Consider the following 20,989-nt stretch of genomic DNA (forward strand, 5'->3'; position numbering starts at 1 on the left):
CGATGGTGAATCTGCGCAGCGGCCGGCAGGACCGCCTCCTGGTCATCGTGGTCTGGCTGCTCACCGTCGTGGTGCTGGGCCTCGGCATCGCCACGGCGAGCCCGATCCTGCTCGTCTGGGGCGTGCTGGGCCTGCCGGCCGCGGTGTTCCTCAGCTACGTGCACCTGCGCGACACCCGCTCGGGCCCGCCTGCCGGACCCGGTGGGGTAGCCGAGCCCACCTCCGCCGAGCCCACCTCCGCCGACGACTCGCCGTCATGACCGGCCGACCCGCGCACCCAGCGACCCACGAGGAGTACCCCCGGTGAGCACTGCGGCTCCCGCCAGCGCGCTGCCCTCCTACGCCGACGCGCTCGCCCGTTACGAGCCGGTGATCGGGTTGGAGACGCACGTCGAGCTCGGCACCGTCTCCAAGATGTTCTGCGGCTGCCCCACGGCGTTCGGCGCCGAGCCCAACACCCAGGTCTGCCCGGTCTGCCTCGGCCTGCCCGGTGCGCTGCCGGTGGTCAACTCCGCGGCGGTGTGTTTCGCCGTCATGATCGGCCTCGCGCTGCACTGCGACATCGCGTCCTGGTGCCGGTTCGCGCGCAAGAACTACTTCTATCCGGACATGCCGAAGAACTTCCAGATCAGCCAGTACGACGAGCCGCTGTGCACGGATGGCTGGCTCGACGTCGAGATCGACGGCGAGGTGCACCGAGTCGGGATTACCCGCGTGCACATGGAGGAGGACACCGGCAAGTCGCTGCACGTCGGCGGCGCCACCGGGCGCATCCACGGCGCGACCCACTCGCTGGTCGACTACAACCGGGCCGGGATCCCGCTCGTCGAGATCGTCACCGAGCCCGACGTCCGCTCGCCGGAGGTGGCCCGCGCCTACGTCGACGAGCTGCGCGAGCTCATCCGCGCCCTCGGCGTGTCCGACGTGCGGATGGAGCAGGGCTCGCTGCGCTGCGACGCGAACGTGTCGCTGCGCCGGCGCCCGGCCCCCGGCGAGCCCGACGCACCGTTCGGCACCCGCTCCGAGACGAAGAACCTCAACTCGCTGCGGTCGGTGGAGCGGGCCGTGCGCTACGAGATCTCCCGCCAGGCCGGCCGGCTTGACGACGGCGAGCGGATCCGCCAGGAGACCCGCCACTTCGACGAGGCGGCCGGGCGGACGTCGCCCGGCCGGTCCAAGGAGGAGGCGACCGACTACCGGTACTTCCCGGAGCCGGACCTGACCCCGCTGGCGCTGCCCGTGCAGTACGTCGACGAGCTGCGCGTCGGCCTGCCGGAGCTGCCCGCCGCGCGGCGGGCCCGGCTCATCGCCGAGCACGGCTACACCGTGCGGGATCTGACCGACCTGCGCAACGCCGGCGTGTTGGACCTGGTGGAGCAGACCGTGGCCGCCGGGGCGACCCCGGCGGCGGCGCGCAAGTGGTGGCTCAACGAGCTGGCGCGTCGCGCCGCCGACGCCGGCAGCCAGCCGAGCGACCTGGCGATCAGTCCAGCTGACGTCGCGCGGATCACCGTGCTCGTCGCCGGCGGCGAGCTCACCGACGCGCTCGCCCGCAAGGTCATCGACGGCGTGCTGGCGGGGGAGGGCACCCCGGACGAGGTCATCGCCGGGCGCGGCCTCGCCGTCGTCGCGGACGACGGGGCGCTCACCGCGGCGGTCGACGCCGCGATCGCCACAGCGCCGGATATCGCGGAAAAGGTTCGCGGCGGCAAGGTCAACGCCGTCGGCCCGCTGGTCGGCGCGGTGATGAAGGCGATGAAGGGGCAGGCAGACGCGGCCAGCGTGCGGGGCCTGCTGCTGGAGCGCCTCGGCGCATCCTGACCGGCCGGGCTGCCCGCCGCCACGCCGGATTCCACCGTTCCCCGGCTGACCGCTACGATCCACATCGTGCCGCGCTGGCCCCTCTGGTGGCTTATCGGCTGCTACACCTGGTTGCGCGGGGTGTGGCGGGTTCGGGGCGAACATCCCGTTCCGGGGTGCATGTCGTGGGTGCCGAAGGTTGCCCTGGCGTAGCCTGAGCCCGGGAAGACCACGTTCTCCCATCGTGTCGGACCCGCGTGTCGAGTTGCCGACGCCGGCCGGCGCGTCGGGTGCGCAGTGCCGGGGGCCTTCGTAGGGTGGGTCTCCGATCGGGCAGTCGTCTGCGAGGGGAGGCGTCTCGTCATGCCCCTCACTCCGTCCGGATTCACCGCATCGACGTCGCGGCGTCGCGGCCGCGCCCGCCGGCGGGCGATCATCGCCGCCGTGGTGGTCGTCGTCCTGGCCGCCGCCAGCGGGATCGGTTACGTCCTGAAGAACCGGTCCGACGAGCGGGCGACCGACCGTCGGGTCCAGGCCGCGGCCTACCTCGCCGCCTGGCGAACCCTGACCACCACCGGCGCGGCGGCGACACCGGCCGCGGCCGGAGCGGTGCCCACCGGGTCGGCGGCGGCCGGCGGCCGTGACGGGGCCGGTCGGACCGCGGTGAGCGCGGTGTCCGTGCCCGGCGGCATCGACGTCGCGGCCCTGCTGGCCACGATGGCCGATGTGCGTGACCGGCTGCTGGTCACCGGGGCCACCTTCACCCCGGGATCGATCGACCGCAACGGCCGGACGGCGTCCGCGCCCTATGCGGCGCGGCTCGACCTGTCCGGCCTGCCGGCACCGCTGGAATACGCGGGGGTGCTGAACCTCGTCGACACCGGCCGAGGCTGGAAGGTCCGGGCGCAGGCGGCCTCCGTGCACCCCGCCCTGCGCCCCGGGCTGTACCTGGACCGGACCGCCTCGACCGGCCCCATCGCGGCGGCCTGCTCGCCGCCGACGGCCAGCTGCTGAGCGGTTCCGGGGACCTCGCCGGCAACCTTGTCGGCCGGGTCGATCCGCTGTCCGGGCTGCAGCGCGTCTACGACGACCGGCTGCGCGCCCAGGGCGGCGCGGTCGTCGTGCGCGACGCGCGGGGCGCCACCGTCCAGACGCTGCACACCTACCCGATGACCGACGGCGAGTCCGTTCGGACGACCCTCGACCTGCGGGTCCAGCAGGCCGCCGAGACGGCGCTTGCGACCGCGGCCCGACCCACCGCGGCGATGGTCGCCATCGACCCCGCACGGGTGGCGTGCTGGCGCTGGCGAACCATCCGCCGAGCGGGGCGAGCCGGGCTGTGCGCGGCAAGTACCCGCCGGGCTCCACCTTCAAGATCGTGACGGCTACCGCCGCGCTGATGAACGGCAAGACGGCGAACACCCCGCTGGACTGCACCCAGACGGTCAGCGTGGGCGGGCGGACCTTCCAGAACTCCGAGGCCGAGCAGTTCGGCCCCATCCCGCTGCGCACCGCCTTCGCCAAGAGCTGCAACACCGCCTTCATCCGGCTGGAGGAGTCGCTGCCGGCCGACGCCCTGGAGAAAGCCGCCCAGCTCTACGGTTTCGACGGCCGGGCGCCGCTGGACATCGCCAGCGTCGGCGGGAGCTTCCCGACCCCGCGCGACTCGGTCGAGTCCGCCTCGGCGTCGATCGGGCAGGCCCGCATCGAGGTCTCGCCCCTGCAGATGGCGAGCGTGGCGGCGGCCGTCGCCAGCGGCACGTGGCGTCAGCCGTTCGTCGCCGGCCAGCCGGCGCGCAGCAACGCCGTCCCGCCCGCGGTGCTCCCGCCGCTGCGGGACTTCATGCGGGCCGTCGTCACCGAAGGCACCGCCGCGAGCGTGCCGATGCCCGGCGAGGTCTACGGCAAGATCGGCACGGCCGAGTACGCCGACGGCGACCCGCCGCCCACCCACGCCTGGTTCGTCGGCTACCGGGGTGACGTGGCCTTCGCCGTCGTCGAGGACGGCGGCTTCGGCGCTGAGACGGCGGCCCCGGTCGCTGCCCGCTTCCTGACCGCCCTCGACGGCGGCGCGGTGGCCGCGCCCGGTTCCGGCGGTCGCTGATCCCGCCCACCTGCGATCCGCTGCTTGACGTACGGCCCGATCTCCGGCACGGTATGTCTGTGCACAGTCAGATTCTTGTACGCTCAGAGCGCGCGTAGTCGACGACCTCGACTCGTGCGCCGCCCCTCAGTGCCTTAGGCACGAGGGGCTTTTTCGTGCCCAGCTCCACCCTCGTTCGTGATCCAGCCCCATCACGTGACCGCGTCCCATCGCGCGCCCCGCGTTCCGTCCGCCGAGACCACCCGCTGTCGCAGATTCCCGGCCTGTCAAGGAAGACGCCCAGATGACACGAGAGATCACCGGAGCCCAGTCACTCATCCACTCCCTTGAAGCGGTCGGAGCCGACGTGGTCTTCGGCATCCCCGGCGGCGCGATCCTGCCCGCCTACGACCCGTTGTACGACTCCACGCGGGTGCGCCACATCCTTGTCCGTCACGAGCAGGGTGCCGGCCACGCCGCTGAGGGATACGCCCAGGCAACCGGGCGGGTGGGGGTGTGCATGGCGACGTCGGGTCCGGGGGCGACGAACCTGGTCACCTCGATCGCGGACGCCTACATGGACTCGGTGCCGATGGTCGCGATCACCGGGCAGGTGCCCAGCGCCGCGATCGGGACGGACGCCTTCCAGGAAGCGGACATCTGCGGCATCACGTTGCCGATCACCAAGCACAACTTTCTCGTCCAGTCCGTCGACGACATCCCGCGGACGATCGCCGAGGCATTCCACCTGGCGGGCACGGGTCGCCCCGGCCCCGTCCTGGTCGATCTGCCCAAGGACATCCTGCAGTCGGTCACCTCGGTGCTGCCGCACGAGATCTGGCCGCCGACGCTCGATCTGCCCGGCTACCGCCCGATCATTCGGCCGCACAGCAAGCAGGTGCGCGAAGCGGCGAAGCTGATCAGCGCGTCCCGGCGGCCGGTGCTGTACATCGGCGGCGGCGTGCTGCGGGCCCGCGCCGCCGCGGAGCTGCGCACGCTGGCGGAGCTGACCGGCATCCCGGTCGTCACCACGCTGATGGCCCGCGGCGCCTTCCCCGACTCGCACCCCCAGCATCTGGGTATGCCCGGAATGCACGGCTCGGTCGCCGCGGTGACCGCGCTGCAGAAGGCGGATCTGCTGATCACTCTCGGAGCCCGCTTCGACGACCGGGTCACCGGCAGGCTGTCCTCGTTCGCACCGCACGCCGCGGTCATCCACGCCGACATCGATCCCGCCGAGATCGGCAAGAACCGGACCGCCGACGTGCCGATCGTCGGTGACTGCCGAGAGGTGATCAATGAGCTGATCGCCGCGCTGGCCGCCGAGCCCCGCCCGGACCTCGAGGGCTGGTGGCGCACCCTGGACGGCTGGCGGCGCACCTACCCACTGGGCTACGACCTCCCGGACGACGGGTCGCTGGCGCCGCAGCACGTCATCGAGCGGCTCGGCCGCATCTCCGGGCCGGAGACGATCTTCGCGGCGGGGGTCGGCCAGCATCAGATGTGGGCCGCGCAGTTCATCTCCTACGAGAACCCCTACACCTGGCTGAACTCCGGCGGCGCCGGGACGATGGGCTTCGCCGTGCCGGCCGCGATGGGCGCCAAGGTCGGCCGCCCGGACGCCACGGTGTGGGCGATCGACGGCGACGGCTGCTTCCAGATGACCAACCAGGAGCTCGCCACCTGCGCGCTGGAGGGCATCCCGATCAAGGTTGCGATCATCAACAACGGGTCGCTTGGGATGGTCCGGCAGTGGCAGACCCTGTTCTACGACAAGCGATACTCGAACACCGAGCTCGGCACGCATCCGGCGTCGCCGCGGACCGGAGTCAAGCGGGTGCCCGACTTCGTCCGCCTCGCCGAGGCGCTGGGCTGCGTCGGACTGCGGTGCGACTCGGCCGCCGAGGTCGACGCGACGATCGAGAAGGCGATGGCGATCGACGACGCCTCCGTGGTCGTGGACTTCGTCGTCCACCCGGACGCCATGGTGTGGCCGATGGTCGCCGCCGGTGCCAGCAACGACGACATCCGGGTCGCCCGCGACCTCGCGCCCGATTTCGACTACTCCGGCGACGTCGAGGTGAACCTGTGACGCCCGCCCACCGAACCAGGAGCGCGACATCATGACCCGGCACACCCTGTCCGTGCTGGTGGAGAACAAGCCGGGGGTGCTCGCCCGGGTCTCCGGCCTGTTCTCCCGGCGCGGGTTCAACATCGAGTCGCTCGCCGTCGGCCCGACCGAGCACCCGGACGTCTCCCGGATGACGATCGTCGTCGCCGTCGAGGACCTGCCGTTGGAGCAGGTGACCAAGCAGCTCAACAAGTTGGTCAACGTCCTGAAGATCGTCGAGATGGACACCTCCGTCTCGGTGCAGCGTGAGCTGATGTTGATCAAGGTGCGCGCCGAGGCGTCCGCCCGGTCCCAGGTGCTGGAAACCGTCACCTTGTTCCGTGCGAAGGTGGTCGACGTCGCCCCGGACGCCGTCACGATCGAGGCGACGGGCACCCGTGACAAGCTGGACGCCCTCATCCGGATGCTGGAGCCGTTCGGGATCCGGGAGCTCGTCCAGTCCGGCATGGTGGCGCTCGGCCGCGGCGCGCGGTCGATCACCGACCGCAGCCTGCGCGCCGTCGACCGGTCGGCCTGACGGTCGGCTCGCTCCATCTGGTCGGCCGCAGCGGCCCCGCGCGTACCGCGGCGATCGCGGTGATCCCGGCCAGGCCGTGCCCGCATTTCCCTTCACTCAACGAGGAGACACCCCCACGATGGTCGAGATCTACTACGACGACGACGCGTCGCTCGACGTTCTGGCCGGCCGCAAGGTCGCCGTCATCGGCTACGGCAGCCAGGGTCACGCGCACGCGCTGAACCTTCGCGACAGTGGCGTCGACGTGCGGGTCGGCCTGCCCGCGGAAAGCCGCAGCCGGGCGAAGGCCGCCGAGGAGGGCCTGCGCGTGCTCACCCCGGCGGAGGCGTCCGCCGAGGCCGACATCATCATGTTGCTCACCCCGGACACCACCCACCGTAAGATCTACGCCGAGTCCATCGCCCCGCACCTGAGCGAGGGCAAGGCCCTGGCGTTCGGCCACGGGTTCAACATCCGCTACGGGCTCATCGAGCCGCCGGCGGGCGTCGACGTGTTCATGGTGGCGCCGAAGGGCCCCGGTCACCTCGTGCGCCGGGTGTTCGAGGAGGGCAAGGGCGTGCCCGTCCTCGTCGCCGTCGAGAACGACGCGTCCGGCAACGCGCTCGCCGTCGCGCTGGCCTACGCCAAGGGCATCGGCGGCACCCGCGCCGGCGCGCTGCGCACCACCTTCACCGAGGAGACCGAGACCGACCTGTTCGGCGAGCAGGCGGTGCTCTGCGGCGGCGCGAGCGCGCTGGTCCAGGCCGGGTTCGAGACGCTGGTCGAGGCGGGTTACACCCCCGAGGTCGCCTACTTCGAGTGCCTGCACGAGCTCAAGCTCATCGTCGACCTGATGTACGAGGGCGGCATCTCGCAGATGCGCTACTCGATCTCCGACACGGCCGAGTACGGCGACGTCACCCGCGGCCCGCGGGTGGTCACCCCGGCCGTCAAGGCCGAGATGCGCAAGATCCTCGACGAGATCCGGGATGGCACGTTCGCCCGCGAATGGGTCGCCGAGGACGACAACGGCCGGCCGAACTTCACCAAGCTCGTGGAGGAGGGCAAGCAGCACCCGATCGAGCAGGTCGGAGCCAAGCTGCGGCCGCTGATGTCCTGGATCGCCAAGTAGCAAGAAGGATCGCCCGGCAGCAAGAAGGATCGCCCGGCAGCCGGCCGACGCCGGTTCGGTGCCGGGCTCCGCCGCCGGATGGTGACGGAGCCCGGCCGCCGAACGGCGAGGACAGCCGGACCACACTCGGGGGATTGCGCATTTCCGTCGGGACCGGTGCGGAAAGCGTTCGGCCTGCGCAGCCCGCGTCGGTAGGCTGGGCCCGCTGCGCCACCCGGCGCGCAGTCAGTACGCTCACCACCGCCAGGCCGACGGCCACGTGATCACACCTCGTTCCGCGCGTCGCCTCCAGCCTGACCAGAGGTTGCTAGGAGAGGCCCAGTGCCCGTCGTACTCGTTGCCGAGGAGCTGTCGCCGGCCGGGCTGGAGGTGTTGTCCGGGGACTTCGAGCTTCGTCACGTCGACGGCGCCGACCGGTCGGCCCTCCTGCCCGCGATCGCCGACGTCGACGCCGTGATCGTCCGTTCCGCCACCAAGATCGACGCGGAGGCGCTCGCGGCGGCGAGCCGGCTCAAGGTCGTCGCCCGCGCCGGCATCGGCTTGGACAACGTCGACGTGGCCGCCGCCACCCAGCGTGGCGTCATGGTTGTCAACGCGCCGACGTCGAACATCGTCAGCGCCGCCGAGCACGCGATCGCGTTGCTGCTCGCCGTCGCCCGCCGGGTGCCGGCGGCGAACCAGTCGCTGCGCGGCGGGGAATGGAAGCGGTCGCGGTTCACCGGCGTCGAACTGGTCGAGAAGACGCTCGGTGTCGTCGGCCTCGGCCGCATCGGGGTCCTCGTGGCGCAGCGGCTGGCCGGATTCGGCATGAAGGTCATCGCCTACGACCCGTACGTGTCGGTGGCGCGCGCTTCCCAGCTCGGCGTCACCCTCGTCGACCTCGACGAGCTGCTGCGCCGCAGCGACGTGATCACGATCCACCTGCCCAAGACGCCGGAGACGCTCGGTCTGATCGGCGCCGAGGAACTGGCCCGGACCAAGCCCGGTGTCATCATCGTCAACGCCGCCCGTGGCGGCCTCGTCGACGAGGCGGCGCTCGCCGAGGCGATCAGCTCCGGCCAGGTCGGCGGCGCCGGCATCGACGTCTTCGTCACCGAGCCGACCACCGCGTCGCCGCTGTTCGGCCTCGACAACGTGGTGGTCACCCCGCACCTCGGCGCCTCCACCCAGGAAGCTCAGGACAAGGCCGGGCTCGCAGTCGCTCGCTCGGTGCGCCTTGCGCTGCAGGGCGAGTTCGTGCCGGACGCGGTCAACGTGCAGGCCGGTGGGGTGGTGGCCGAGGACGTTCGGCCGGGCCTGCCGCTCGCCGAGAAGCTGGGGCAGCTGTTCTCCGGGCTCGCCGGCGGGCTCGCCGCCGCCATCACCGTCGAGGTCCGGGGGGAGATCGCGGTCCACGACGTCTCGGTGCTCCAGCTCGCCGTGCTCAAGGGCGTCTTCACCGACGTCATCGAGGAGCAGGTCACCTACGTCAACGCTCCGTTGCTGGCGAAGGAGCGCGGTGTCGAGGTCGCCCTGGAGACCTCCGAGGAGGGCTCCTCGGACTACCGCAACCTGGTGACCGTGCGCGGCGTGCTCGCCGACGGCACCCCGGTGTCGGTCAGTGGGACCCTCATCGGCTCCCGGCAGGTCGAGAAGATCACCGCGATCGACGGCTTCGAGGTCGACATCCGGCCCGAGGCGCACCTGGCCTTCTTCCGCTACGAGGACCGGCCCGGGATCGTCGGCGCGGTCGGCGCGCTGCTCGGCGAGGCGCACATCAACATCGCCAGCGCCCAGGTGAGCCGGGTCCAGGCAGGCGGGGAGGCGCTGATGTCGCTGTCGCTCGACGACGCGGTCGCCGCCGACATCCTGGCCGATATCGCGAAGATCATCGGTGCTTCCTATGCGCGGGCGGTCAGCATCCACGCCGAGTAGCACCCACCGGTAGCCGGCCACGCACGGTCCCCGCATCCGACTCCGGTCGGATCGTCGCGGCCGCAGTGGGCGGCGCGGCGGTGCGGTACCGCCGGGCGGGCGGGCCGTTGCAGGTGGGTCGTCGTCGCCGGCCGGACGGGGTCGCCCGCCGGGCCGGCGCCGGCGTGTCGGCTCCCGTTTCGGCACGGAGGTGCCCGGAGTGATCTTTACGCCGAACGTGCGGCTTTAACTGGGCGTCGAGTTTACCGTGGCTAGTATGGCGTCGCGGCATCAGGACCCGTTCGAGGGGCTTCGCCTGGATGAGCGATTCGTCCGCGGAGCCCGCTTCCTCGAACCGTCCGCGGCCGAACGCGGCCGGCAGCACGATCGGACCACATCCAGTCGCTGCCAGGTCGTTCCCGCTCCCCGAGGGCTTCCCGGGTTCTTCCACCGGCTCGTGTCGCCGCCGAAGCCGCCGGGACGCTCCCGGCAGATCGCTCAGATGGTCACCTTCATCGCCATCATCGTCGGGATGATCACCATCACGGTGGTGGCGTTGCGGCAGACGGCGACCCGGGGCGGGCCGGGCACCGCCACCGGTCTCAGCGCAACGACCGCGTCGCAGGGCGGCTCGGCAAGCGGCGCCGGTGCGGTGCGCGCGGTCACCGGTTCTCCGACCGGCCCACCCGGCGGTTTTGCGGTCAGCCCGGCGCTGCTGGCCGCCCTTCATCGCGGCGACTGTCTGAACTGGAAGCCCTACCAGCCCAGCGCACCCGTGCCGATCGTGCCGGTGGTCCCGGTCCGGGTCGGCTGTGACCGGCCACACATCGACGAGGTCACCCGGCTGGTCAATCTTGCTTCGATGTTCGGTCGCTGGCCCGGCGCGTCGGCGGTGGCCCAGGTGGCGGACGCACGCTGCGCCGGGGCGCTGCGCGACTTCGCCGGGGCCATCGACGCCACCCCGCACCTCATCGTCGGCACGATCTATCCCTCCGAGCCGAGCTGGCAGGAGGGCGCCTGGTTGGTCGCCTGTACCGTGCGCACCGACGACCTGCACGTCCGCACCGGTCGGTTCCGGGTCGTCGGCTCGATCGGTACCTGAGACGCGGCGGCTCACCGCGGCACGGCGGGCCACTACTCGTTCCGGCATCAGGTATCGTTGATCCGCGATGCGTGCGCTACTCCTCCTTAGCCGCCGCGGCGGGGCCTGATCCAGCTGGCTTCCCCGTCGCGGTGTTCTCGTGCGCCAGCGTCGGGATCCCCGCAGTCACGGTGGCCCGGCGGTCACGCCCAGCTCGGGCGGCCGTCCGTCCGATGCCGCGGAGGGATCTGCCGGCCCCCAAGTCCCTGCGCGAGCGTGAGATCCGGTCGCCGTGGGGCTCTTTCGAGGAAGCAGGAGCACGATGACCACGCAGCAGCCGTCCGGCATGCCGATTGAGAAGTACCAGGCGTTCACCCCCGTCCCGCTGCCGGACCGGACCTGGCCCGAGAAGTCGATCACCCGCGCCCCGCAGTGGTGCAGCGTCGACCTGCGCGACGGCAACCAGGCACTGATCGACCCGATGACCCCCGCGCGCAAGATGCAGATGTTCGAGCTGCTGGTCGCGATGGGCTACAAGGAGATCGAGGTCGGGTTTCCCGCCGCGAGCCAGACCGACTTCGACTTCATCCGCCAGCTCATCGAGACCGACCGCATCCCGGATGACGTCACCATCCAGGTGCTGACCCAGGCGCGCGAGGAGCTGATCGAGCGGACGGCAGCGTCGCTGGTGGGTGCCGACCGGGCGCTGATCCACCTGTACAACTCGACGTCGACGCTGCAGCGGCGGGTCGTGTTCGGCCTGGACCGGGCCGGCGTCACCGAGATCGCCGTGCAGGGCGCGCGCTGGTGCGTCCAGTACGCCGAGAAGCTGCTCGAGGGCACCGACGTGCGCTGGCAGTACAGCCCGGAGTCGTTCACCGGCACCGAGCTGGACTACGCCGTCGAGGTGTGCGAGGCGGTCATGGACGTGTGGTCGCCGACGCCGCAGCGGCCGGTCGTGCTGAACCTGCCGGCGACGGTCGAGATGTCGACGCCGAACGTCTACGCGGACCAGATCGAGTGGGTCGGGCGGAACCTGAGCCGGCGCGACGCCGTGATCCTGTCGCTGCATCCGCACAACGACCGGGGCTGCGCGGTCGCCGCGGCGGAGCTCGGTGTGCTGGCCGGCGCGGACCGGGTCGAGGGCTGCCTGTTCGGCAATGGCGAGCGCACCGGCAACGTCTGCCTGGTCACCCTCGGGCTGAACCTGTTCTCGCAGGGCGTCGACCCGATGATCGATTTCTCGGACGTCGACGGGGCCCGTCGTGCGGTCGAGTACTGCAACCAGCTGCCCGTGCACCCCCGCCACCCCTACGGCGGCGACCTCGTCTACACCGCCTTCTCCGGCTCGCACCAGGACGCGATCAAGAAGGGCCTGGAGGCGATGGAGCGGACCGGCCAGACCCGGTGGGAGGTGCCCTACCTGCCGATCGACCCCAAGGACGTGGGCCGCACCTACGAGGCCGTCATCCGGGTGAACAGCCAGTCCGGTAAGGGCGGCGTCGCCTACCTGCTGAAGTCGGAGCACTCGCTGGAACTGCCGCGACGGCTGCAGATCGAGTTCTCCGGGGTCGTGCAGCGCCACACCGACATCGAGGGTGGCGAGGTCACCGCCGCGGAACTGTGGCGGATCTTCCGCAGCGAGTACTTCCTCGACGGCGCCGACACGGCGGGCCCGCTGGAGCTGCTGGGATCGCGGACGAACGCCGCCTCGGGGGAGCGCGACGAGGTCTCGGTCTCGGTGCGGTTCGACGGTGCGGACTCGGTGATCACCGGGGTCGGCAACGGCCCCATCGACGCCTTCGTGGCCGCCCTGGCGACCCGTGCCCTGACCGTGCGCATCCTCGACTACAACGAGCATGCCCTGGGCTCGGGCGCCGACGCCCAGGCGGCGGCCTACCTCGAGGTCTCCGTCGACGACCAGATCTACTGGGGCGTCGGAATCGATCCCAACATCGTCACGGCGTCGCTGCGTGCCGTGGTGAGCGCCGTCAACCGTGCCTCTCGTGACCTGGCGGCGGCGCCCGCGCCGGCCGTTGCGGCGCCGAGGGACGCCGGTCAGCCGGCCGCCGCACCGGTGGCCTGAGACCCCAGGCGCGGACGTACCCGCGGCCTGCGGCGGCTCCGCGCCGCCTCCGCCTCCGCCTCCGCTGCCTCCGCCTCCGCCTCCGCGGCTTCTCGCAGCGGCGTCGGGACGAGTCAAAACGCTTCCACCCGCCGGTTGCGGCTACAGTCGGGCACATGAGGCTTGCGGTGATCGGCGGCGACGGGATCGGCCCCGAGGTGGTGGCGGAGGGGCTGCGGGTACTGCGGGCCGTGCACCCCAAGGTCGACACCACCGAGTACGACCTGGGCGCCCGGCGTTGGCACCAGACCGGAGAGACGCTGCCCGACTCGGTGCTCGAGGAGCTGCGCGGGCACGATGCGATCCTGCTCGGCGCGGTCGGCGACCCGGGGGTGCCGAGCGGTGTGCTCGAACGCGGCCTGCTGCTGCGGCTGCGCTTCGAGCTCGATCACCACGTCAACCTGCGGCCGGTGCGCCTTTACCCCGGGGTCGCCTCGCCGCTGGCCGGAGAGCCGGCGATCGACATGATCGTGGTGCGTGAGGGCACCGAGGGGCCGTACGCGGGCGCCGGCGGCGTGCTGCGGCGGGGGACGCCGCACGAGGTGGCCACCGAGGAGAGCCTCAACACCCGCTATGGCGTCGAGCGGGTCGTGCGGGACGCCTTCCGCCGGGCCGCTCGCCGAGAGCGCCGCCATCTCACCCTCGTGCACAAGAACAACGTGCTGACCAAGGCCGGCGACCTGTGGTCGCGCACGGTCGCCGAGGTGGCGTCCGAGTTTCCCGACGTGCGGGTCGACTACCAGCACGTGGACGCGGCCTCGATGTTCTTCGTGACCGATCCGGGACGGTTCGACGTCGTGGTCACCGACAACATGTTCGGCGACATCATCACCGACATCGGTGCGGCGATCACCGGGGGCATCGGGCTGGCCGCCAGCGGCAACCTCGACCCGTCCGGCGCCCACCCGAGCATGTTCGAGCCGGTCCACGGCAGTGCGCCTGACATCGCCGGCAAGCAGCTCGCCGACCCGACGGCGACGGTCGCCTCCGTCGCGATGCTGCTCGACCATCTCGGGCACGCCGAGGAGGCGGCCAGGGTTGAGGCCGCGGTTGCCGCGTCACTCGCGGACCGGGCGCGTGCGGGCGCTGCAGCGCTGTCGACCCGAGAGCGCGGCGAGGACCTCGCCACTCGCGCGGCCGGCTAGTTTCTCCGCTCGGCCGGCGCGCCCTGCGCCGTTGCGTCACACGTGGCGGTTCGCACGCCTGGCCGCCGACGTCGGTCGTCTGCCGTTCTCGCGGCGTCGCCCGCCGTGCGACGGGGCGGTTATCCTCGAACGGGAGCCGTAGATCCGGCGGACGGCAGCCGACGGGGCCCACCATGGCGATGATCGGCCGATTCGTCCTCCCTGTTCGCGTCGTCGATCCTGGCCTGGAGTGCGCTGTGCCCATCACCCCCACCTCGAAGATCTGGATGAGTGGCAACCTCGTCGATTGGGACGACGCCCGCATCCACGTGCTCAACCCGACCCTGCACTACGGCTGGGGCGTGTTCGAGGGCATCCGCTGTTACGAGACGGCTGACGGCCCTGCCGTCTTCCGGCTGACGGATCACATCGCTCGCCTGTACCGCAGCGCGAAGATCTACGTGATGGAGCCCTCCTTCACCCCGGAGCAGGTGGTCGCGGCCACCAAGGAGACCATCGCGGTCAACGACATCTCCTCCTGCTACATCCGGCCCCTGGTCTACCTCGGGTACGGGGAGATGGGGCTCAACCCGCTGCCCTCGCTGGTCGAGGTGATGATCGCGGTCTGGCCGTGGGGCGCTTACCTCGGCGAGGAGGCCGAGGCGAACGGCGTGCGGGCGGTGATCTCCTCCTGGAAGCGAAACGACCCCAACATCACCCCGCCGGCGGCGAAGGCGTCCGGGCAGTATCTGAACTCGTCGCTGGCGAAGGTCGCGGCAGTCAAGGCGGGTTACGACGAGGCCATCCTGACCAGCCCGAACGGTCACATCGCGGACGGAACCGGCGAGAACGTCTTCATCGTCTCCGGCCGCCGGGTCATCACTCCGCTGCTGAGTGACGGGCCGCTGGGCGGCATCACCCGTGCCTCGATCATGCAGATCGCCTCGGACCAGGGCTACGAGGTGATCGAGCAGCACGTTGTGCGCACCGACCTCTACCTGGCCGACGAGGCATTCTTCACCGGGACGGCGGCCGAGATCGTGCCCATCGTCGCGGTCGACGACCGACAGGTCGGGACCGGCAAGCCGGGTCCGGTGACCCGCGAGCTGTTGGAGATCTTCCACCGGGCCACGCGGGGCGAGCTGGACCGCTACCGCTCCTGGAACGAGCTCGTCCGGGACTAGGCGGTCTTGCCGTGTGGTCAAGGTCACAACATGGCCACGCCGCATTCCGTTTCGCTCTGGTCAACGCGCCTCGCAGGGCCTACCGTCGCGAGTAGCGGGCTTCACGAATGCACAAGCGCCGCGAGGGCGCCGTGGAGCTCGCCGACCGGCATCGCCGCCGTGTCGGAGAGTACTGCCGGGGTTTCGGTCGGTATCGCGGGGTTCGGAGGGCGCCATGCGCGTTGCAGAGAGGATGAGCTCCCTTGTTCTCATGATCGCCCGGGACACACGCTTCGGCAGGCGGCGCGGCTGATGGCCGCTCGCAAGGTGGGCGCAGCGGTCGTCCACGACGCGGACAGTCAGGGCTATGGAATTCTGGCCGAACGGGACATTCTCTGTTCGATCGCCGCAGAACAGGATCCGGATATCGAGATCGCGGGCGACCACCTCACCCGCGATGTCGTCTTCGCGGATCCAGGCTGGTCACTCGACGATGCTGCCGCCGCGATGTTGCGCGGAGGTTTTCGTCATCTCATCGTCACATCGGGTGGTGGAGTGGCTGGAATTCTCTCCATGCGCGACGTTGTGCGGTGCCGGAGTAACCAACATGTAACGGTACAATGCCAGCGTGACGTACGCCAAGGATGTTCCCAATGCGCCGTCCGCTCCAGGCCAGAATTCTCCGGTGGCTGCGGAACATCAGCCGGCGCAACGGCGCTACGGTCACCGCATGCACGACAATGAGGCGGTCGCCCTGCTTCGAGCGACCACGCTGCTGAAGGAGCTGGACGAGGAGGATCTGCTGCGGCTCGCCTCCCGGGCGGTCACGCGGCGATTTCGTCGTGGGCAGGTTGTCTTCACCGAGGGTGAACCGGGAGACACTCTCCTCGTGGTGGCCACGGGGCGGCTCAAGGTGCTCACCAAGGCCGACGACGGTCGCGATCACGTGCTGAACATCGCCGGCCCGCGGGAGACGGTGGGCGAGCTCAACATCGTCGAAGCGGGGACGAGGTCCGCCAGCGTCGAGGCCCTGGAACCCACCACGGCGTTGCTCCTCGACCGGACCGCCGTGTGGGAACTCGTCCGGGAGCGCCCGGCCGTCGCCGAGCAGCTCATCCGGGCACTCGTCGCCCACGTCCGCAGGCTCACCGGAGCAAATGCCGACCTCGTCTTCCTCGACCTGCCGCGCCGGGTGGCGAAGCTGCTGCTGCGGATGCGGGAAGCCGGCCGGCCGGTCATCGAGCTCGGCCTCGCCCAGACCGAGATCGCCTCGCTGCTTGGCGGTTCCCGGCAGTCCGTCAACCAGGCGCTGCGCGAGTTCGAGCGGCGTACCTGGATTCTTTCGGAGGGGCAGACGATCACGATTCTCCAGGTCGACCGCCTGCGCCGCTTCGCCGGCGACTAGGGGGCCTGCCCCGGCTGGTGGTCGAGGCCGCGGGTGGTCTCCCGGGAATTGAGCGAAATGTGTCGCGCGCCACACTTTTTACATGTCGGGTCTGTTACATCGTAGGCTTGTTACCCGGCGGCGAACCCGTCTCCGCCGCGCGCTCCGGTCGCTGACCCATGGGACCGGGCGGGTGGCGGTCCCATGGTCCCCGAACCCTGCCGGACATCGGTGCCGGAGCACGGTCCGAGCGCGGCTCGGTGGGAGGTGGGACGGCCGTGTCGGACGCGGTGCCACGGCCCCCGATCCACCGGAGAGGCGCCCCCGTGCGGCCATACGATCCCGATTCCCTGCACATCTACGACACCACCCTGCGCGACGGTACGCAGCAGGAAGGGCTGTCGCTCTCGGTCGGTGACAAGCTCTCGGTGGCCCGCCACCTCGATGATCTCGGTGTCGGCTTCATCGAGGGTGGCTGGCCGGGATCCAACCCGAAAGACGCGGAGTTCTTCGCCCGGGCCCGCACCGAGCTGACGCTGACGACCGCGGTGCTGACCGCTTTCGGGGCGACTCGGCGCGCCGGCCGCGTGGCGGCGGACGATCCCCAGGTGGCGGCCCTGCGGGAAGCCGGCACAGCGGTGGTCTGCCTGGTCGCGAAATCGGATCTGCGGCACGTCGAGCGCGCGCTGCGCACGAGCCCCGACGAGAACCTGGCGATGATCCGGGACACCGTCGCCCACCTGCGCGCCGAGGGCAAGCGGGTCTTCCTCGACGCCGAGCACTTCTTCGACGGTTACCGGGCGCATCCTGAGTACGCCCTCGACGTGGTCAACGTCGCGGCCGAGGCCGGCGCCGAGGTCGTCGTGTTGTGCGACACCAACGGCGGCATGCTCCCCACCCGCGTCGGCGCCGTGGTCGCCGAGGTACTTGCCGGGACCGGTGTGCGGCTGGGCATCCACTGCCACGACGACGCCGACTGCGCAGTGGCGAACACGCTGGTCGCCGTCGAGGCAGGGGTCACCCACGTGCAGGGCACGGCGAACGGCTACGGCGAACGGTGCGGCAACGCGAACCTGCTCAGCGTCATCGCCGGTCTGGAGACCAAGCTCGGCCGCGCCGCACTGCCACCGGGGCGCCTGCGGGAACTCGTCCGGGTCTCCCACGCCATCGACGAAGTCACCAACTCGGTTCCGGACCCGCACCGGCCCTACGTCGGCGCGAGTGCGTTCGCGCACAAGGCCGGGCTGCACGCCAGCGCTGTCAAGATCGACCCTGATATGTATCAGCACATCGACCCGGCAGCGGTCGGCAGCGACATGCGCATGCTGGTCTCCGAACTGGCCGGCCGCGCGACCATCGAGCTCAAGGGCCGTGAGCTCGGGCTCGATCTGTCCAACGAGCGTGAGGCCCTCGGCCGGGTCGTGGACCTGGTCAAGGAGCGCGAGGCCACCGGGTTCGCCTACGAGGCGGCCGAGGCGTCGTTCGAACTGCTGCTGCGCGACGAGGTGACGGGCCGCCAACGCTTCTACTCCCTGGAATCCTGGCGGGTGATCGTCGAACAGCGCTCTGACGGCCAGGTGGTCAGCGAGGCGACTGTCAAACTCACCTCGCACGGGGTCCGGCATGTCGCCACCGCTGAGGGCAACGGTCCCGTGAACGCCCTCGACACCGCCCTGCGCGACGTCCTGGAGAAGGCCTACCCCGGCCTGGCCGACCTGGAGCTCGTCGACTACAAGGTCCGCATCCTCGACGGCAAACAGGGCACCGGCGCGGTCACCCGGGTCCTGGTCGGCACGAGCGACGGGCGTTCACGCTGGGACACCATCGGCGTCGACGAGAACATCATCGCCGCCTCCTGGTCCGCCCTCGAGGACGCGGTGAACTTCGGGCTGCGGCGGCAGGGCGAGCGCGCTGATCCGAACGCCACCTGAGCGACCGTCGACGCCCCCTGTGTGGACGGGGCCCTGACATCCCTGGGATGATACCCCGGACACCCCCTGACAGGTCCGCAGCGGCCAGTTCAGGGGGTGTCCGTGCATCCGGGGGGCCCCGCCCGCGATGCGGCTGCGTCGCCGGCCCGTGTTCGGTCGGCTTGCCGGCGGCGTCGTCGGACGGCCCGGTCAGTCCTGCGGAATCTCCTCCCACCACTGGCACCACCAGTCCCCGCCGACGAGGATCCGTAGCTTCGGGTGCCAGCAGTAGGTGACGTCCTTGTCGGTGTCGAGGTAGTAGAGGCAGTTGTCGCACCGCTCGTCGCCGTTGGGCTTGCCGCGCAGGATCGCGTCCTCGGCGAGGTGACCCAGCTTGACGCTCAGCTCCTCGTCGATCGGTTTCGGCTCGGGCGCCCCGACGTCGTAGACGGGGGTGGTATCGATCTCGCTCACTATTCCCCTTTCAACCCGGATGGGACACGGCGAAGCCGGCCGCACCGCCGCCGACGCAGGGCGCCGAAGGGGCGAAGCACAGGCCGCGACGGATGCCGCCCGGAGTCTGGACCTGTCACGGAATCTGGGCTGATTCTCTGGCACACCCCGGCGTTCTGGCGAACCCGATCACATGCGACCGCTGCGTCGCGGTGCGCCCGCGGGACAGCCGGCGGATTTACGGTCAGGGTGTGCGTATCGCGAGGTTCACCGATGGTTCTGAGCCCGGATTCGGGGTCGTCGAAGGGGCGATCGAGGACGGCACCGCCGTGATCTCGGTCATCGCCCCGCATCCCTTCGGCCCCTTCTCCTTCACCGGCGCCCGACGTCCGCTCGGCGACGTCCGGCTGCTCGCTCCGGTCCTGCCCAGCAAGGTGCTCTGCGTCGGCAAGAACTATGCCGACCATGTCCGGGAGATGGGCGGCGACGCTCCGCCGGAACGCCCGATCCTGTTCCTCAAGCCGTCGACGAGCATCGCCGGTCCGGGCGATCCGATCATGCTCCCGCCGGACAGCGACCGGGTCGACTTCGAGGGGGAGCTGGCGGTTGTCATCGGTCGGCTGTGCCGTGACGTACCCGTGGAGCGGGCCTTCGACGTGGTGCTCGGCTACACCTGCGCCAACGATGTGACGGCTCGGGACCAGCAGCAGACCGACGGTCAGTGGACGCGGGCCAAGGGGCACGACTCGTTCTGCCCGATCGGTCCCTGGATCGAGACCGAGCTCGATCCCACGGATCTCCCGATCCGCACCACCCTGGACGGTGAGCTCCGCCAGAATTCCCGCACGAAGCTGCTGCTGCGTGACGTACCGGCCCTCATCGCCCACATGTCCGCCGCCATGACTCTGCTGCCCGGTGACGTGCTGCTGACGGGCACACCGGCGGGCGTGGGGCCGATGCGACCGGGGCAGACCGTGGCGGTGACCGTGGAGGGCATCGGCACGCTGACCAACCCCGTGACGGCCCGCTGAGCCCAGGTGGACGGTGCGCCGTTGGTCCATTGACAACCGGCCGGCCGGACAACCTACCCGTCCCCGCGGTAGTTGGGGGCGCACGGAGGTCCTTCGCTGCTGCTTCATGCTCTTCGCGCGCGGCGCCCCCAACCGGCGCCGCGCGCGGGGGCGGCACGGACGGGCTGGTCGTGTCGACGGGCTGGTCGCACGATGGATTGGGTGGTGCGGTCGGGTTTGGGGGGCTAGAGCGCGGGATCGGTGCGGCATCGCGAGATGACGCGTGTGCGTCGGCCCCCCGCAGCACAGACACCCTGACGCGATGAGGTACAGTGGGCAACGCCCGAGCAGGGCCCCATGGGGTATGGGGTAATTGGCAGCCCAACGGATTCTGGCTCCGTTAGTCTAGGTTCGAGTCCTGGTACCCCAGCTGCACCAAAAGCTGGAGGTGTACGTCATCGTCGCACTGGTCCAGTATCGTGTAGACTACGACGTGCACCTCGGCGCGAAATAGGTAAAGTCTTGGCCCCGTCGTCTAGTGGCCCAGGACGCCGCCCTCTCAAGGCGGTAGCGCCGGTTCGAATCCGGTCGGGGCTACAGCGGGTTTATCTTCATTCTTCGTAGAGGGTCAAAGATATGCCCATGATCCAAGGCTCACGATGGCCCCCGGATTTCGATCCGGGGGCCATCGTCATGTCAGGGACCAGGCGTGGCCTATCGCACCACGGTGAGGCGCGACATGGCGACATGGCGACATGGCGACATGGCGGCCGGGTGCCGGGCCATCGTGCACTCCCGGCAGCCGCAGGAGGCGGGACCGCCCCAGCCGTGTACCTCGGCCTCGGGGCCGTCCACGGCGTCCTGACCCACCCGACCCGTCCGCAGCTGCGGACGGGTCGGGTGGGTCAGGACGGTGGGCTCGGCAGTGGCGCCGGCCGTCGACGGCCCGCACCGTCCCGCGGTCGACGGAACGATCGCGGACGCGGTCGAGGCTGTCAGGGCCACTGGGGGCACGGTGTCCTCCTCCATGGGCGGCCGTCCTGGGGCCACCTCGCGGACCACAGCCTGGTGGCGCAACCAAGGTTCGCGCCATGCTCCGTTGAGCCCGGTGCCGAGTGGTGCGGATGGCCTAGTCAAACCTGGGCACTGTCGCCATGCGACACCACCCTTGACAACCATGGTGCTCCCAGGCTGGAACGGTAGA

At 70.7% G+C, this 20,989-nt stretch carries 14 protein-coding genes, 2 tRNA genes and 3 pseudogenes; 18 read left to right on the forward strand and 1 reads right to left on the reverse strand.

All coding sequences use genetic code 11. The features are described 5' to 3' along the window. Positions 1–2: 2 nt before the first annotated feature. The 15 genes and pseudogenes from G6R25_RS00490 (at position 3) to cimA (ending at position 18,343) form a co-directional block, all read left to right on the forward strand. On the forward strand, positions 3–260 hold the full coding sequence (locus G6R25_RS00490) for a hypothetical protein (protein WP_163551226.1): 258 nt from the start codon (positions 3–5) through the stop codon (positions 258–260). A 43-nt stretch (positions 261–303) separates the two neighbouring features. Then, the gene (gatB, locus tag G6R25_RS00495) at positions 304–1,821 is read left to right on the forward strand and encodes an Asp-tRNA(Asn)/Glu-tRNA(Gln) amidotransferase subunit GatB (RefSeq protein WP_163551227.1); all 1,518 of its coding nucleotides are present in this window, start codon (positions 304–306) and stop codon (positions 1,819–1,821) included. A gap of 342 nt (positions 1,822–2,163) precedes the next feature. Beyond that, positions 2,164–3,904: pseudogene (locus tag G6R25_RS00500) on the forward strand (penicillin-binding transpeptidase domain-containing protein). Between the two features lie 208 nt (positions 3,905–4,112). After that, entirely contained in the window at positions 4,113–5,975 is a 1,863-nt protein-coding gene (locus G6R25_RS00505) for an acetolactate synthase large subunit (protein ID WP_163551254.1), read from the forward strand. Between the two features lie 31 nt (positions 5,976–6,006). Further along, on the forward strand, positions 6,007–6,531 hold the full coding sequence (gene ilvN / locus G6R25_RS00510) for an acetolactate synthase small subunit (protein WP_136446691.1): 525 nt from the start codon (positions 6,007–6,009) through the stop codon (positions 6,529–6,531). A gap of 118 nt (positions 6,532–6,649) precedes the next feature. Next, positions 6,650–7,642: a ketol-acid reductoisomerase gene (gene ilvC, locus G6R25_RS00515; protein ID WP_136446690.1), complete on the forward strand. Its 993-nt coding sequence runs from the start codon at positions 6,650–6,652 to the stop codon at positions 7,640–7,642. 321 nt (positions 7,643–7,963) lie between these two features. Beyond that, the gene (gene serA, locus G6R25_RS00520) at positions 7,964–9,556 is read left to right on the forward strand and encodes a phosphoglycerate dehydrogenase (RefSeq protein ID WP_136446689.1); all 1,593 of its coding nucleotides are present in this window, start codon (positions 7,964–7,966) and stop codon (positions 9,554–9,556) included. A gap of 256 nt (positions 9,557–9,812) precedes the next feature. Further along, positions 9,813–9,908, forward strand: a pseudogene (locus G6R25_RS31145) (SCO2583/SCO2584 N-terminal domain-containing protein); the annotation flags it as partial. A gap of 129 nt (positions 9,909–10,037) precedes the next feature. Beyond that, a complete protein-coding gene (locus G6R25_RS00525) occupies positions 10,038–10,637 on the forward strand; it encodes a septum formation family protein (protein WP_235947025.1) in 600 nt (199 codons plus the stop codon). A 301-nt stretch (positions 10,638–10,938) separates the two neighbouring features. After that, positions 10,939–12,702 carry a 2-isopropylmalate synthase gene (leuA, locus tag G6R25_RS00530; protein ID WP_163551229.1) on the forward strand — a complete coding sequence of 588 codons (1,764 nt, stop codon included), beginning with the start codon at positions 10,939–10,941 and terminating at the stop codon, positions 12,700–12,702. Between the two features lie 155 nt (positions 12,703–12,857). Beyond that, a complete protein-coding gene (locus tag G6R25_RS00535) occupies positions 12,858–13,886 on the forward strand; it encodes a 3-isopropylmalate dehydrogenase (RefSeq protein WP_163551230.1) in 1,029 nt (342 codons plus the stop codon). Between the two features lie 236 nt (positions 13,887–14,122). Next, positions 14,123–15,049, forward strand: a complete 927-nt coding sequence (locus tag G6R25_RS00540; RefSeq protein WP_136446685.1) for a branched-chain amino acid transaminase — start codon at positions 14,123–14,125, stop codon at positions 15,047–15,049. 214 nt (positions 15,050–15,263) lie between these two features. Next, positions 15,264–15,646 (forward strand): annotated as a pseudogene (locus tag G6R25_RS00545) (CBS domain-containing protein); the annotation flags it as partial. Between the two features lie 112 nt (positions 15,647–15,758). Beyond that, positions 15,759–16,433: a Crp/Fnr family transcriptional regulator gene (locus tag G6R25_RS00550; RefSeq protein ID WP_163551231.1), complete on the forward strand. Its 675-nt coding sequence runs from the start codon at positions 15,759–15,761 to the stop codon at positions 16,431–16,433. A gap of 305 nt (positions 16,434–16,738) precedes the next feature. Continuing rightward, positions 16,739–18,343: a citramalate synthase gene (cimA, locus tag G6R25_RS00555; protein WP_163551232.1), complete on the forward strand. Its 1,605-nt coding sequence runs from the start codon at positions 16,739–16,741 to the stop codon at positions 18,341–18,343. A gap of 189 nt (positions 18,344–18,532) precedes the next feature. Here the strand turns inward: cimA and G6R25_RS00560 are convergent, their stop codons facing one another. Next, entirely contained in the window at positions 18,533–18,796 is a 264-nt protein-coding gene (locus G6R25_RS00560) for a hypothetical protein (RefSeq protein WP_136447802.1), read from the reverse strand. Positions 18,797–19,026: 230 nt separating this feature from the next. On the opposite strand from G6R25_RS00560, the gene G6R25_RS00565 reads away from it, so the two are divergent. From G6R25_RS00565 to G6R25_RS00575, 3 genes are all read left to right on the forward strand, one after another. Beyond that, positions 19,027–19,806, forward strand: coding sequence for a fumarylacetoacetate hydrolase family protein (locus G6R25_RS00565; protein ID WP_163551233.1), 780 nt, complete (start codon positions 19,027–19,029; stop codon positions 19,804–19,806). Between the two features lie 337 nt (positions 19,807–20,143). Then, positions 20,144–20,215: transfer RNA gene (locus G6R25_RS00570), tRNA-Gln, on the forward strand. Positions 20,216–20,309: 94 nt separating this feature from the next. Then, positions 20,310–20,382: transfer RNA gene (locus tag G6R25_RS00575), tRNA-Glu, on the forward strand. Positions 20,383–20,989 lie beyond the last annotated feature (607 nt).

It is taken from the genome of Candidatus Frankia alpina (assembly GCF_902806485.1).
Lineage (GTDB): Bacteria > Actinomycetota > Actinomycetes > Frankiales > Frankiaceae > Frankia > Frankia alpina.